General features: G+C 30.2%; 14 protein-coding genes and 2 pseudogenes. 9 read left to right on the top strand and 7 right to left on the bottom strand.

What is annotated here, in order from left to right; all coding sequences use genetic code 11:
* Positions 1 to 52: 52 nt before the first annotated feature.
* Positions 53 to 229, bottom strand: coding sequence for an SE1626 family protein (locus BB045_RS10035; RefSeq protein WP_141738631.1), 177 nt, complete (start codon positions 227 to 229; stop codon positions 53 to 55).
* Between the two features lie 175 nt (positions 230 to 404).
* Positions 405 to 500 carry a Trp-rich small protein gene (locus BB045_RS12590; protein WP_240556674.1) on the bottom strand — a complete coding sequence of 32 codons (96 nt, stop codon included), beginning with the start codon at positions 498 to 500 and terminating at the stop codon, positions 405 to 407.
* A 195-nt stretch (positions 501 to 695) separates the two neighbouring features.
* Here BB045_RS12590 and BB045_RS10030 point away from each other — a divergent pair, with 195 nt between their 5' ends.
* The gene (locus tag BB045_RS10030) at positions 696 to 1,982 is read left to right on the top strand and encodes an aminotransferase class I/II-fold pyridoxal phosphate-dependent enzyme (RefSeq protein ID WP_070861649.1); all 1,287 of its coding nucleotides are present in this window, start codon (positions 696 to 698) and stop codon (positions 1,980 to 1,982) included.
* A 369-nt stretch (positions 1,983 to 2,351) separates the two neighbouring features.
* Here BB045_RS10030 and BB045_RS10025 read toward each other — a convergent pair.
* Positions 2,352 to 2,888, bottom strand: a pseudogene (locus tag BB045_RS10025) (ClbS/DfsB family four-helix bundle protein).
* A gap of 104 nt (positions 2,889 to 2,992) precedes the next feature.
* Positions 2,993 to 3,171, bottom strand: a pseudogene (locus tag BB045_RS12510) (hypothetical protein); the annotation flags it as partial.
* 861 nt (positions 3,172 to 4,032) lie between these two features.
* On the opposite strand from BB045_RS12510, the gene BB045_RS10020 reads away from it, so the two are divergent.
* Positions 4,033 to 4,332: a hypothetical protein gene (locus tag BB045_RS10020; protein WP_053025119.1), complete on the top strand. Its 300-nt coding sequence runs from the start codon at positions 4,033 to 4,035 to the stop codon at positions 4,330 to 4,332.
* A 170-nt stretch (positions 4,333 to 4,502) separates the two neighbouring features.
* On the opposite strand, the gene groL is transcribed toward BB045_RS10020, so the two are convergent.
* The gene (groL, locus tag BB045_RS10015) at positions 4,503 to 6,122 is read right to left on the bottom strand and encodes a chaperonin GroEL (protein WP_053025120.1); all 1,620 of its coding nucleotides are present in this window, start codon (positions 6,120 to 6,122) and stop codon (positions 4,503 to 4,505) included.
* A 61-nt stretch (positions 6,123 to 6,183) separates the two neighbouring features.
* Complete coding sequence (gene groES / locus BB045_RS10010; RefSeq protein WP_053025121.1) at positions 6,184 to 6,471, bottom strand: co-chaperone GroES; 288 nt, start codon at positions 6,469 to 6,471, stop codon at positions 6,184 to 6,186.
* 175 nt (positions 6,472 to 6,646) lie between these two features.
* On the opposite strand from groES, the gene mroQ reads away from it, so the two are divergent.
* The gene (mroQ, locus tag BB045_RS10005; RefSeq protein WP_053025122.1) at positions 6,647 to 7,387 is read left to right on the top strand and encodes an intramembrane glutamic endopeptidase MroQ; all 741 of its coding nucleotides are present in this window, start codon (positions 6,647 to 6,649) and stop codon (positions 7,385 to 7,387) included.
* A 61-nt stretch (positions 7,388 to 7,448) separates the two neighbouring features.
* On the opposite strand, the gene BB045_RS10000 is transcribed toward mroQ, so the two are convergent.
* A complete protein-coding gene (locus BB045_RS10000) occupies positions 7,449 to 9,206 on the bottom strand; it encodes an SdrH family protein (protein ID WP_075140735.1) in 1,758 nt (585 codons plus the stop codon).
* Positions 9,207 to 9,390: 184 nt separating this feature from the next.
* Here BB045_RS10000 and BB045_RS09995 point away from each other — a divergent pair, with 184 nt between their 5' ends.
* The 6 genes from BB045_RS09995 (at position 9,391) to agrA (ending at position 14,479) form a co-directional block, all read left to right on the top strand.
* Positions 9,391 to 10,014 (top strand): nitroreductase family protein, encoded by a 624-nt coding sequence (locus tag BB045_RS09995; protein WP_075140734.1) that lies wholly within the window; start codon positions 9,391 to 9,393, stop codon positions 10,012 to 10,014.
* Between the two features lie 194 nt (positions 10,015 to 10,208).
* Positions 10,209 to 10,994 (top strand): carbon-nitrogen family hydrolase, encoded by a 786-nt coding sequence (locus BB045_RS09990; protein ID WP_053025125.1) that lies wholly within the window; start codon positions 10,209 to 10,211, stop codon positions 10,992 to 10,994.
* A gap of 728 nt (positions 10,995 to 11,722) precedes the next feature.
* Positions 11,723 to 12,289 carry an accessory gene regulator AgrB gene (locus BB045_RS09985; protein WP_053025126.1) on the top strand — a complete coding sequence of 189 codons (567 nt, stop codon included), beginning with the start codon at positions 11,723 to 11,725 and terminating at the stop codon, positions 12,287 to 12,289.
* A gap of 2 nt (positions 12,290 to 12,291) precedes the next feature.
* Positions 12,292 to 12,429, top strand: a complete 138-nt coding sequence (gene agrD / locus BB045_RS09980) for a cyclic lactone autoinducer peptide AgrD (protein WP_037551251.1) — start codon at positions 12,292 to 12,294, stop codon at positions 12,427 to 12,429.
* Positions 12,430 to 12,460: 31 nt separating this feature from the next.
* Positions 12,461 to 13,744 (top strand): quorum-sensing sensor histidine kinase AgrC, encoded by a 1,284-nt coding sequence (gene agrC / locus BB045_RS09975; RefSeq protein ID WP_053025127.1) that lies wholly within the window; start codon positions 12,461 to 12,463, stop codon positions 13,742 to 13,744.
* A gap of 18 nt (positions 13,745 to 13,762) precedes the next feature.
* Positions 13,763 to 14,479: a quorum-sensing response regulator AgrA gene (gene agrA / locus BB045_RS09970; RefSeq protein WP_011275301.1), complete on the top strand. Its 717-nt coding sequence runs from the start codon at positions 13,763 to 13,765 to the stop codon at positions 14,477 to 14,479.
* Positions 14,480 to 14,586 lie beyond the last annotated feature (107 nt).

Raw genomic sequence — 14,586 nt, 5'->3', positions numbered from 1 at the left:
AAAAATAAAACTCTATATCTAACGTCAAACGCTAGTATAGAGTTTAAAAATGTTATTTTCTGTTTTTCTTTCTATCATTATTACGATTAATAAAAGCACATATGATAAACATAATTGCTGCTAATAATAATTTAACACCTTGATTCTCGTGTCCTGTAGCCTGTAAATAATATCCAATAAGAAATAAGATAATTGCCAAACTAACGAAAATCTTAGTTAAATGTTTCATCATAATCAACACCTCAATACATGTATTATAACAAATTAAAATTATAAATTTGCTTACTAAATACATTTAAAATTGAAAATATTAATCCATGTGTTACAATTTAATTGTATCCACGAATTACATTACACAACCCCTAACTTGTAACGGCAAGTTAGGGGTTTTTGTGTATGGTCATCTATTTATCTTTACACTTAGATTCTAACCAAACACGAAATATAACGAGTATACCACCCGAAATTAATGTCACCATACCATCTAATAGCCACGACATTACACTACACCTCCAAATGAAAAGTGTCATATCTTATGATGACCTGACATTATTCTAACATAAAATACGAACAAATGTTCGCATTTTTTAAAAACTCAATTCTCAATTCTATGTAATCATTATAAGAACACTTTATCTTTAAGTGATTTAAAGATAATATATTATTAAACACTAAAATAAAGTGAGGTTAAATAAATGAACCCATTAGCACAAAATTTAAATAATCAACTTGTTGATCATTGTCCAGAAATATTAAGTATGCTATCAAATTTAGGTCAATCAATGTATTATCCAAAAGGCATTTTATCTCAATCTGCTGATGCTAAAAAAACTAAATATAACGCTACAATTGGAATGGCTACTAATAAAAACGGGAAAATGTATGCTGATACTTTATTTGATGTCTATAATCATTTATCTCCAGATGAAGTCTTTCCGTACGCCCCACCTCAAGGATTAGAAGCTTTAAGAGATTTATGGCAAGACAAAATGCTAAAAGAAAACCCTGATTTATCGAAAGAGACAATTACTAGACCTATTGTCACTAATGCGTTAACTCATGGGTTATCTTTAATTGCTGATTTATTTGTAGAGAGTGGAGATACTGTTTTAGTACCAACACATAATTGGGGTAACTACAAATTAATTTATGAAACACGTCATTCTGCAAATATTGAGACATATTCAATCTTTAACCAAGAAGGACATTACACAACAAATGATTTAGTTACTACTTTAGAAAATTTCAATCAAGACAAAGTCATTTTAATTTTAAATTATCCAAACAACCCTACCGGCTATACACCGAACAATGATGAAGTTACAACTATAGTTTCAGCGGTTCGTTCACTAGCTGAAAAAGGAACAAAAGTGATAGCTGTAGTAGATGATGCATATTATGGTTTATTCTATGAAGATGTTTATCGTCAGTCTATTTTTACTGCACTAAATCAAATTGAATCAAGCAATATTTTACCAATTCGTTTAGATGGTGCTACTAAAGAATTCTTTGCGTGGGGGCTACGTGTTGGTTTCCTTACATTTGGATTAAATAATAATGTTGCTAAAGAAGTGCTAGAAGCGAAAGTTAAAGGTTTAATAAGAAGTAATATTTCAAGTGGACCAATGCCTTCTCAAAGTGCTATTAAATACGTTTTAGAAAATAATGATGAATTTGATAAAGAAATCCAACAAAATATAGATACATTACAAGAAAGATATGAAGTTACAAAAACTGTTGTTTATGACGATAAATACAAAAATCATTGGCAAGCCTATGATTTCAATTCTGGTTATTTCATGGCAGTCAAAGTCAATGGAGTAAATCCTGAAGAACTACGTACGCATTTAATTAACGAATATTCAATCGGTATTATAGCGTTAAATGACTCAGATATCCGTATTGCTTTCAGTTGCATTGAAAAAGATGACATCCCACATGTTTTTGAATCAATCGCAAAAGCAATCGATGATTTAAAGTAAGAGATTGATATAAATAAAAAAAGTAATTAGGATGACATTGAAGAAGTATTTATATTCGATTTATTCAATCTATCGAAATTAAAAATAACTCGAAAGCTGTGATATAAATGGTAATTATTTTTTCAATATTGCTTATTATTACATTAATCTCCACTTCGTATTATTTGTATCTTTACGCTTTTACTTCGAAAGGACATGTACCCAAAAATTTATATTTGTTCATAGTATCACTCATCCTATTTATCTTATTTGGAGCATGGTTATTAGATTTATTATAAATTTTCGGATTATAGTTCTTAATTAAAAGACGAGTCTTGGGTTTAATTCCTAGACTCGTCTTTATTTTAGATAATATGGTTTTTCAAATTGTTATAATCTTTCGAAAGTTAAGTTATCTTTATATTTCTGTTTCTTCCATTTTCTAATTTCAGTTCTAAATGACTTAAATGGTGCTACGATGTTAATGTGAATCCATTTCCAAACTGGCCATTTGGAAGGCGTTGATGAAGCCCATTGCCTTTTCCGCTCTCAAATAATGTTACATTATCTAAACTTTTAATTAAATTAATAATGCTATCTACTTCCTTATTGAACTGATTAATAAGTTGTTCTAATGTGTAGTTTGAGTACGTTTTATAGAATTCTTGATATAATCCTCCTAAATTATTCCACTTATAGTCAGGACTTGGGGTTACAACTGGTATATTTTTTATTATCATTCTCCCACGATTGAATTAAATTTAACCATCCAAGCTGGTATGCGATCATCTGTGCAGGTGTTCTATCGACACCAATTTTATATACATCCTTATCTGATTCTGATACATCACTAAATTCATTAATAAAAAGTTCAGCCCTCTTACTAATTTCAAATATTAAATCATCTTTATTTGAATAAGTATGCATGTTATCACCGCCTAACATTTATATATTTATTATATAATATTTCATTAAATTAAAATATGTATTTATCAACTATATTAGAACTTAAATTATTGGTATATTTATTGTTAAAAAGCTTCACCCCCACTAAAACCGATTATATAATAAAATTTCTTTTTTAATTTACTTCTTAAATTTTCTATTGTGATAGGATTTGTGAACCAATAAACCTCCGCTTTGTAAGAAATAACAAGTCAATGCTTAGTAGCATTAATGTTTTCCTTGTATTTGATTTTTCAAAATCAAAATTACTATTTTTTCAATAATATTCTTAATATAGGGCTTCAGTTTATTAATCTCATCTTATTTCCTACAAACATTATACAAAAACCTTATTTATAGACATAATATGTCCTTTCTATTTGTTAATTTGTATTGAGTACCGCTTAAAAAAGTGGTTTTTAATAATTATCAAGGAGGAAATCTAAAGTTTTAGTAACATCAGTATTAGCCGGAACATTATTATTTACAGGGGTCGGAGCAAGTCAACATGTACATGCTACTGATAGCGTAGTAAATGCTAACAATGCTACTAATATCGCTGTTGAAGTTATGAATAAAAATGGTAAGGATGGCCCTAGATTAGAAAATTATTATGATGTAGAAAATAAAGGAAATTACTATTTTAGTTCAGTATGGAAATAAATCTGGTGCTGGAACTGGAGCTATAAGGGTTTATAAAAACGGTGATATAACTAAAGAGAGTGGATACAATGCTACTATTGACAAAGGTAACTTTACTTATATTGGTAAATATGAAATGGACAAATCTTTGAATAGCCAAAAGCTATCTAACGATAATTATCAATCAGTTCAAAATACTACTAACAAAACTACATCAACTTGATGACATCAGTAATATAACAAATGAAAATAACATTTCATTAAACGAATCTAAATCAACTAGTAAATCTTTATCAGAAACAGGTAAGCAATCTAATTATGGTTTAATTTCAATTGTCGCTTCTATATTATTTGCAGCTGGTTCATTAATAGCATATGGGAGAGTTTCTAAAACTAATTAATTATTATCATAAGATATTAACAATACTTATTCGGGGGATCATTTATAAAACGTAAATTAATTTATTTTATCTCAATTACTTGCTTGGTATTATTACTTGCTGCATGTGGTAATGAACTAAAAAAAGGAAAATATAATTTTGCACAGAGTAGTGGTATTGACTATTTAAATGTCGACATGGTTTTAGAAGTTCCAAAAGATAATGCCAATACAGCTAAATTAACATATGGTGGCGAAACATTAAAACTTACAATAAAAGGTGGAAAAATGATATTTACTGATGGTAATGATAAAGAAAGTATAAATTATAAAGTTGAAGAAAATGGCGAAACTATCAAATTAGATGGCGGAGGAGGTCATAATGCTATATTTAGAAAGCAATAATCACCCAAAAATCCTTTAAATTTGTTTCAAAGCCATTTTTACTTGTTTTTTTAGTCGTATTTTAGATAACATTATTAAGTAAAACTTAAAAATATCGAACCTTCATATGAACAATAAAAGGGTAGCTACTTCAGCTACCCTTTTCATACTCTATCATAATATATATCGTTTTACATCATACCTGGCATGCCACCCATACCTTGATTATCATTATTATCTGGTTCAGGGATAGTTGCAACTACTGCTTCTGTAGTTAAGAACATCGCAGCAACACTTGCCGCATGTTGTAAAGCTGAGCGTGTAACTTTAGTTGGGTCTACAATACCTTCTTCAAGCATGTTTACCCATTCATTTGTCGCAGCGTTAAATCCAACACCTGCATCTGCATGTTTTAATCTTTCAACAATAACTGAACCTTCTAGCCCAGCATTTTCAGCGATTTGACGTACAGGTGCAGATAAAGCTTTAAGTACGATGTTAACACCTGTTGCAACATCACCTTCAGCTTCGATTTCATCTACTTTATTATAAATATTTACTAATGCAGTACCACCACCAGCAACAATACCTTCTTCAACTGCAGCACGTGTAGAGTTTAAGGCATCTTCAATACGTAATTTACGTTCTTTCAATTCAGTTTCAGATGCAGCCCCTACTTTAATGACTGCAACGCCACCAGCTAATTTAGCTAAACGTTCTTGTAATTTCTCTCTATCAAAGTCAGAATCAGTTTCTTCAATTTGTGCTTTAATTTGACTCACACGAGCATCAATACTATTGTCATCTCCATCGCCATCGACAACTGTAGTATTATCTTTTGTAACTTCAACTTTATTAGCACTACCTAACATATCGATTGAAGCATCTTTTAATTCTAAACCTAAGTCATCTGTAATAACTGTAGCTCCAGTTAAAATAGCTAAGTCTTCTAACATTGCTTTACGTCTATCACCAAATCCAGGTGCTTTTACTGCAACTGCAGTAAATGTTCCACGCATACGGTTTAATACGATATTTGTTAAAGCGTCTCCTTCAACTTCGTCTGCTACAATTAAGATTGGACGACTAGATTGAACAACTTGTTCTAATAAAGGTAAGATATCTTGGAATGAAGAGATTTTTTTATCTGTTACTAAAATATATGGTCTTTCTAACTCAGCAATCATTTTATCTGAATCTGTAACCATGTATGGTGATTGATACCCTCTATCAAATTGCATACCTTCAACAACTTCTAATTGGGTATCTAGTCCGTTTGATTCTTCAATGGTAATAACACCATCATTACCAACTTTATCCATTGCTTCAGAAATGTATTTACCAATTTCTTCATCTGCTGCAGAAATTGCACCTACTTGTGCGATTTCATTTTTATTTTCAACTTTTTGAGAAATATCGTGTAGAGCTTGAACAGCTACTCTTACTGCTTTATCAATACCCTCACGTAATCCTACTGGGTTAGCACCACTTGTTACATTCTTTAATCCTTCTTGAATCATTGCTTGTGCTAATACAGTTGCAGTTGTTGTACCATCACCAGCAATTTCGTTTGTTTTATTAGCAACTTCTTGAACTAATTTAGCTCCCATATTTTCATAAGGATCTTCTAATTCAATCTCTTTAGCAATTGTGACACCATCATTTGTAATTAATGGTGCTACATATTCTTTATCTAATACAACGTTACGTCCTTTAGGTCCGATTGTAACTTTAACGGCGTTAGCTAATTTATCGACACCACGTAACATAGCTTGTCTTGCATCTTCAGAAAATTTAAGGTCTTTAGCCATTGATTATACCTCCATTGTTTAAAATAGTTTATTATTACTTATTAATTATTATTTATAAATTTTAGCCTTCAATTATTGCAAGTAAATCTTCAACATTTAAAATTAAGTATGTTTCATCTCCACGTTTAACTTCTGAGCCAGCGTATTCTTGGAATACTACTCGATCTCCTTCTTTAACCTCTGGAGCAACCTTTTCACCATTGTCTAAAACTCGTCCAGTTCCAACAGCTACTACTATACCTTCGTTAGACTTTTCTTTTGCACTGTCAGTAAGTACAATGCCACTTTTAGTTGTTTGTTCTTGTTCTTTGCGTTCAATAATCACACGATTTCCTAATGGTTTAAGCATGATCGTTCCTCCTTAACAGGTTCCTTTTTAGCACTTAAATATAATGAGTGCTAATCTATATTTTATATTAATCAAATTTGGTCAATTTTTCAAGCGAAAGGTTATCTATATTTTGTATAACTCACAATTTTGCGATAAACTAACTAATGTTGATTAATTTTTTTGGAGGAATAGTATGAGGAGAATTTGGGTAGCATTTCTTACCATTGTTATTTATGGATTAGCACAGTTTTTACCCTTACTTGCACAGCAATTACCTTTCTTTAAAGATTTAAAAGGGATGGAACTAGCTAAAGCAGGCGTATACACTCAAGTTATTTTATTTGTAATAGCAGCATTATTAATAATTTGGTTAAATAGTATTATCAAAAATCCAACAACACTGGAGCGAGGTTATAAAGAACCTAAACGCTACATTTTACCTTGGGCTTTATTAGGATTTGTTGTCGTGATGATTTATCAAATGGTAGCTAGTCTAATCACTATGTGGTTAGTTGGACAACCACAGCAAAGTCCAAATACTGAGAGAATTATGGCAATTGCAAAACAGCTTCCAGTTTTCATATTATTAATCTCAATAGTTGGCCCAATTCTAGAGGAATACATATTTAGAAAAGTTATATTTGGTGAAATCTATAATAAAATTAAAGGAAATCGAATTGTTGCGTTCTTAATCGCTTCAATAGTAAGTTCAATTTTATTTGCGATAGCACATAACGATGTTAAATTTTTCTTCATATATTTTGGTATGGGTATGTTATTCTCTCTTGCTTATGTTTTAACTAGACGTATTGCGGTTCCAATTATCATTCATATGTTACAAAATGGTTTTGTAGTGGCAGTCCAATTTTTCTTTGGTGACACAGTTAAACATTTACAAGAACAAAGTAATTTTATAATTCATTTTCTATTTTAATAAATGAACGCATCTATTAATCTCATCATTTTAAATGACAATAATAGATGCGTTTTCTATTTTAGTTTTTAATTTTCCTATAAATAAACCTACCTGTAACACCTACGAAAATCATAATTATAGATGTAATTAAAGCAATATTTATGTTTTTATATTTGTCTTTATTTTCCGCTTCTTTACTTTTTTCATTGGTATCTATAATTTTATCATCATCATGGCTCTGTATATCTGCATCCTCTTTTTTATCTCTATCACTTGGCTTTTTCAATTCAGGCATAGATCCAATTTCCCCAGTTATAAGTGCCAATACTTGCTCATCTAAATTTTTATAATACTTTTTCGAATTCAAAGGGTTAAAATATTCAAATCTGAAATAGTTAGAACCTTTTTGTAAATAATCTAAGTATTCATTATTAAATGATTGTTTTCGGAAAAGCCTGTAAAAATCTTGATTCGAGATATACTCATTATTATTCCTCAACCGGTTTACCTGATTTATAATATATGGATTGTATTTATATGAACCAGTTGCTAAACTATTTAATCTATTTAATAGCATTGACTTGCTATAAACCGGAACTTCACTTTGCATATTGTCATTATTTGAATAAGTTTCAATATGACTTTGTCGATGATTTTGTTGTAAGTTATCGCCATAGTGCCATTGGTTAGTATTAGACCCACTCATAATTGATTGATTTTGATTTCTGTTAGAATGAGATGTCGAGTTGCCATTATTCTTATGTGGGAAAATTTGATGGATTATTGAATCAGATACAGTGTTGTTATGACGGTTAGAACCAGTTGATTGGTTTCCATTTGTTGAACCATTATTATTAAAAACGGGTTTATTAGGTTTTACTGTATCATTGATACTTGAGTGTCCTGAATGATTGCCAGGATAGTTACTATTATTATTTGAATTGCTATTGGAATTATTTTGCGAACCATTATTTGATCCAGAATTTGAATGATTATCACCTTGATTTGAACCAGAATTCCCATCATGTTTAGGTGGTTGCTGATGATTGCCACTGTCTCCTGGTTTATTTCCTCCATCATCTTGCTCGCCTGAGTCATTATTCCCTGGATTGTTTCCATTGTCTGGTTTACCTGAATCATTATCTCCTGGTTGTTCTCCGTCATCCGGGTTGCCTGAATCATTATCTCCTGGTTGTTCTCCGTCATCCGGGTTGCCTGATGAGTCATTATCTCCTGGTTGTTTTCCATCACCTGGGTTGCTTGATGAATCATTGTCTCCTGGTTGCTCTCCGTCATCCGGGTTGCCTGAATCATTATCTCCTGGCTGCTTTCCGTCATCTGGATTGCTTGATGAATCATTATCTCCTGGTTGCTCTCCATCATTCGGATTGATTGTATCATTGTCTCCTGGTTGCTCTCCATCATTCGGATTGATTGTATCATTGTCTCCAGAATTATTTGTGTCATCACCATTATTTAAATCAGTATTACTGCCTGAGTTACTATTATCAGATGCGTTACTTTGATCCACAGTATTATCACTATTTTGATTAGCATCATTCTCGTTATTTGATGATGTATCGCTTTCACCGCTATTTTGATTATTATTATTTTTTTCTAATTGAGTTGAATCTTGGGTATCAGATTGATGATTTTCATTGATGTTATTACTACTATTTTGACGTTCTTGGGTATCCGTGTCTGAACTAACCTTACTACTATTAACTTCATTCGTAGCCTGTTGATTATTTTCTACAGCTTTTACGACGTTCTCATTTCCTAGCATAGATGTGCCTAGAGCTAAAATGAGACCTGTATGAGCTATTTTCTTTTTCATCAATCTTCCACCTCCTTGTTTTATAACACTTACAGTATAAAGAATATTTACATATAATGCATTGAAATAAGGTTAATGATAAAAAATATTAATATTTTTGACATTTTTTGTTAAAAACATTTTACATATTTAAGTATAATATTTATACTAGAGATATAACTTATATAAACAAAGAAGATTTAACATGGGCTTATTTAGCAAATCAAAAACAAAACCATTTTTACAAGAAATCGAAGATAGATGTACTATCTATAGCACTGAAACAACAATTTCAATCAGTGATAAAGAACTAGAAGATATGATAGAACATATTATTAAATACACTCCTTCTGCTTTTAATTCTCAATCTACTAGAATCGTTTTGTTATTAAATGATCAACATCACAAATTTTGGGACAATACTAAAATAGTATTAAAAGATGCGATGGGACCTGACCGTGATTTCACTCCAACTGAACAACGTATCGACGGATTTAAACATTCATATGGCACAATTCTTTATTTCGAAGACGAAGATGTGATTAAAGGTTTACAAGAACAAATGCCAAATTATGCTGATAACTTTGCTAATTGGTCAGTTCAAACAAACGCAATGCATCAATTTGCAATTTGGACTGCATTAAGTTCGAAAGGAATTGGCGCTTCATTACAACATTACAATCCTTTAGTAGATCAAATCACTACACAAGAATTTGACATCCCTGCTTCATGGAAACTTGTTGCTCAAATGCCATTTGGTGACATCCGTGAAAAAGCTGATGAAAAAGAAATACAACCAACTAAGAATAGATTAATAGTTAAAAAATAATCTACATTCATTGATATCGATTAGATTAACAATTCAAGACTCAGTTTCTCTCCAGAATTCATTTCTCTGTTGAAATTGAGTCCTTTTTATATTTATTTTCAAAAATAAAGCATTTTAATCATCACTTTCAAATTTTGATTTTCTTATTCTATTTTAGTAAATTAGAGATAATCATGGGATGAGGAGATTTTTAAATGAAAATACAATTATTTCAATTTTATGTATCATACGGCAATGTAGAAAAAAATGAAAATAAAATAATAAATTGGTTCGAAAATAAGTTGGAGGAAGATACAGAGGTTGTTGTTCTTCCTGAAATGTGGAATAACGGATATGCATTGGGTGAATTAAATGAGAAAGCAGATAGAAAACTTAGCAGAAGCTTTCCCTTTATCCAATCCTTAGCTAAACAATATAACGTCGATATTGTAGCTGGATCTGTATCAAATATTAGAAATGGCAAAGTTTATAATACTGCATTTACCGTTTCTAAAAACGGACATAGAATAAATAAGTACGATAAAGTTCACTTAGTCCCTATGCTAGATGAGCCGACATATTTAGAAGATGGCAAAACAGTACCAGAACCATTTCCTCTATCTTCAGGTACTCAAGCTACACAAATTATTTGTTATGATTTAAGATTTCCAGAGTTATTAAGATATCCCGCGCGTAATGGTGCACAGATAGCTTTTTTTGTAGCTCAATGGCCAACACCTAGATTGAATCACTGGAGAGTCTTACTTCAAGCACGTGCAATTGAAAATGACATGTTTGTTGTTGCTTGTAACGGAACTGGAAATGACGGTAATACTGATTACGCTGGTCATTCAATGATTATCAATCCAAATGGTGATATATTAGTTGAATTAAGCCAGGATGAGGACACAATCGCATTTAATATTGATTTAAATGAAGTTGATGTTCAACGTGAGAATATTCCTGTATTCAAAAATTTAAAACCAAATCTATATAAATAGTTACTAATCTGTATCCAATTATATGGATACAGTTTTTTTACAAAAAAAGTCACGAGCTTGGGAGGAACTCGCGACTTTCATATTAAGGGAATGTTTTTACAGTTATTTCAATCTTTTGGGGATGTTATTAATTATGAAAATTTTACGATAGCTTACATCCTGAAAATATTTAACTTCTATATCTTACAATAGCTAAGTTAAACACTTTCCACTGAGTTTAAACTTCAGTAACTTTACTTAGTTCATTAATAAGTTGGGATGGCTTATTAATGAACTCGTTTAACTACACGAAGAAAACCAAGTAAGAAACTTCATATAAACAAGAAGTCACTTTAGTAATAATGATTAATGGGACATTACTACTATTGCAATGGTTTCATAACCATTAATAACACTTACAACATATGGTAAAGGTGTCAATAATTTCGCAACTACAAACAAAATTATTTAACTCAATTACCAAACAATAACTATTAAATTTAAAGACTAAGATTATTAAGTTTTTATCACTTGTAAGTGATATGAGTCTATTTAAACACAACCTATGAATAAATAATTAATTATTTCTTAAATCGCATTTTTTTATACATAACTGTAATATTTTATATGTTAAAATATTACTTGTAATTTCAATATAACAGTTAAGTATTTATTTTGAACAGTTAAGCATAAATACCCAGACCAATTGCACTAAATTGTATAATTGATATAAGGAGAGTGGCACACCATTGAAAGCAATTGATAATAAGATTGAGCAATTCGCATTATATTTGCAACGCAAAAATAATCTTGATCATATTCAATTTTTGAAAGTAAGATTGGGATTACAAGTTGTTGTAAGCAATCTATCAAAAACAATTGTGACATATGGTGTTGCACTTATCTTCCATACATTTCTATACACTTTATTTACACATGTAAGTTATTTTTTAGTTAGACGTAATGCACACGGGGCACATGCAAAATCATCATTGCTATGTCATGTTCAAAATTTAGCTTTATTTGTAGCATTACCCTGGTTGCTAGTATATTTTCAAGTGAATCTGGGTATTATGTATTCTGTAGTTGCAATTGGGACTGTTTTAATTATTTACTATGCTCCTGCAGCAACTAAGAAACAACCAATTCCTAGTCACTTAAAAATGAAAAAGAAGTTATTATCAGTCATCATAACAATGGTCTTATTAATAATTTCATTTTTAGCACCAGAACCGTTTAAGCAATTAATTTTATTAGGAATTACACTTGAGAGCATTACATTATTACCAATCTTTTTTCCTAGGGAGGAGAATTAATTATGACAGTATTATTAGATTTAATCATCAAATTATTTACATTTCTTTTACAATCAATTGGTACAATAGCTTCATTCACTCCTTGTACTACTTATTTTGATGAACCAGAAGTACCTGAGGAACTAACAAACGCTAAATAATGATAAAAAAGTGTAGAAAGTGTGTATAAGTATGGATTTTTTATCAAATGTGCCATTAGCAGTTTTCCAAGGAATACTACTATTTATAGTTTCAAATATAATTTTAAATTTAAAATACTCATTAAGGGATTATTTACTAATTGCAGGAATAATAATCCCTTCTTCTATTCTATATTATTTTTTTGATAGCTTTGCATTGATTGTTTTATTAGTAGGATGTGCCATTTTTTTATATTCAAAAGTTCAATTTTATTCTATTTTGACTGTACTAAGTTGTGCTATCATAATGTTTTTTAGTAATTTTGTAACAGTTATTACATTTGTGCTCTTTGAAAATTACTTAAACACTAAATTTTTAATATTTATTGTATACATAACAATATTTAGCGGCTTTTCAATTCTGTTTGGTGTTTTTTTCCGCTTTTTATTAAATAAATTAAAACAATCATATTTATCTATCAACAAGACGTATCTTACAATTATTTCGCTTGTCTTGATTTTATCTTTTATAATATTATACGCTTACTCACAAACACCGAAGTTAGATATTTCATCCTTAAAAATGTACGGTTTAATTTTCATTGGAATTATTCTTTTCTTTACTGTTCTAATTATTTTCATATCTAACTATATGATTAAAGAACTTCGTTATAAACGTAACATGGAAGAGATTGAAACATATTACGAATATACGTTACAAATTGAGTCAATTAACAATGAAATGCGTAAGTTTAGACATGATTACGTGAACATCTTAACTACAATGTCTGAATATATTCGTGAAGATGATATGCCTGGATTAAGACAATATTTTAATGAAAATATCGTACCTATGAAAGATAATCTTCAAATGAAGTCTATTAAAATTAATGGAACTGAGAATTTAAAAGTACGTGCGATTAAAGGCTTAGTTACCACTAAAATTTTACAAGCTCAAGAAAAAAACATTCCAATTAGCATAGAAGTACCAGAGTTAGTAGAACATATAGAAATGAACACGATTGATCTTAGTCGTATCATTGGAATTATTACTGATAACGCAATAGAAGCATCTGAAACGCTTGAAGATGCATTAATACGTATCGCTTTTATTAATACAGACTCTTCCGTCATGTTTATTGTTATGAATAAATGTAAAGAAGATATGCCACGTATTCACGAACTATTTCAAGAACGCTTTTCAACAAAAGGAGAAAATAGAGGTCTAGGATTAAGTACTCTGAAAAAAATTACTGATTCAACTGAAAATGTATTGCTAGATACCACAATAGAGAATGGCTACTTTATACAAAAAGTAGAAATCATTAACAATTAGTCATAAGGATGTGTAATCATGAAAATATTCATTTGTGAAGATGATGTAAAACAACGCGAAAATATGGTTTCAATTATTAATAATTACATTATGATTGAAGAAAAACCTATGGAGATTGCGCTTGCAACAGACGATCCTTATGAAGTCATTGAAAAATCTAAAGAGATGAATGATGTCGGATGTTACTTTCTAGATATTCAATTAGAGGCTGATATCAACGGTATTAAATTAGGTAGTGAAATTCGTAAGTATGACCCTATTGGAAATATCATATTCGTTACAAGTCATAGTGAGTTAACATACCTAACCTTTGTTTACAAAGTGTCAGCAATGGATTTTATCTTTAAAGATGATCCAAGCCAATTACAGTCCAGAATTATTGATTGCTTAGAAACTGCACACACTCGCTTAAAATTATTATCTAAAGAAAGTACTGTTGAAACGATTGAATTGAAACGAGGAAGTAATTCAATTTATGTTCAATATGATGACGTAATGTTTTTCGAATCATCTACAAAATCACATCGATTAATCGCACATTTAGATAATCGTCAAATTGAGTTCTATGGCAATTTAAAAGAACTTGCACAACTTGATGAGCGGTTCTTTAGATGTCACAACAGCTTCGTTGTTAACAGACATAATATTGAATCCATAGATTCAAAAGAACGTATTGTCAATTTTAAAAACGGTGAGCACTGTTTTGCTTCGGTTCGTAATGTTAAAAAAATATAGTTATGTCTATCAAACTTTTTAAATATAAATTTCATCACAGAAGTAAAAATAATTGAGAATATCACGTATAAAAAAGCCAGTAAATGAACTAATAAAATCATTTACTG

Origin of the sequence: Staphylococcus sp. MB377 (assembly GCF_001922505.1) — a bacterium.
Classification (GTDB): Bacteria; Bacillota; Bacilli; order Staphylococcales; family Staphylococcaceae; genus Staphylococcus; species Staphylococcus haemolyticus.
This window is presented reverse-complemented; position numbering and strand designations above follow the sequence as displayed.

Coding starts and splice junctions, on each gene's coding strand:
- BB045_RS10035 (WP_141738631.1), bottom strand. CDS start 229: ATGAAACATTTAACTAAGATTTTCGTTAGTTTGGCAATTATCTTATTT.
- BB045_RS12590 (WP_240556674.1), bottom strand. CDS start 500: ATGTCGTGGCTATTAGATGGTATGGTGACATTAATTTCGGGTGGTATA.
- BB045_RS10030 (WP_070861649.1), top strand. CDS start 696: ATGAACCCATTAGCACAAAATTTAAATAATCAACTTGTTGATCATTGT.
- groL (WP_053025120.1), bottom strand. CDS start 6,122: ATGGCTAAAGACCTTAAATTTTCTGAAGATGCAAGACAAGCTATGTTA.
- groES (WP_053025121.1), bottom strand. CDS start 6,471: ATGCTTAAACCATTAGGAAATCGTGTGATTATTGAACGCAAAGAACAA.
- mroQ (WP_053025122.1), top strand. CDS start 6,647: ATGAGGAGAATTTGGGTAGCATTTCTTACCATTGTTATTTATGGATTA.
- BB045_RS10000 (WP_075140735.1), bottom strand. CDS start 9,206: ATGAAAAAGAAAATAGCTCATACAGGTCTCATTTTAGCTCTAGGCACA.
- BB045_RS09995 (WP_075140734.1), top strand. CDS start 9,391: ATGGGCTTATTTAGCAAATCAAAAACAAAACCATTTTTACAAGAAATC.
- BB045_RS09990 (WP_053025125.1), top strand. CDS start 10,209: ATGAAAATACAATTATTTCAATTTTATGTATCATACGGCAATGTAGAA.
- agrD (WP_037551251.1), top strand. CDS start 12,292: ATGACAGTATTATTAGATTTAATCATCAAATTATTTACATTTCTTTTA.
- agrC (WP_053025127.1), top strand. CDS start 12,461: ATGGATTTTTTATCAAATGTGCCATTAGCAGTTTTCCAAGGAATACTA.
- agrA (WP_011275301.1), top strand. CDS start 13,763: ATGAAAATATTCATTTGTGAAGATGATGTAAAACAACGCGAAAATATG.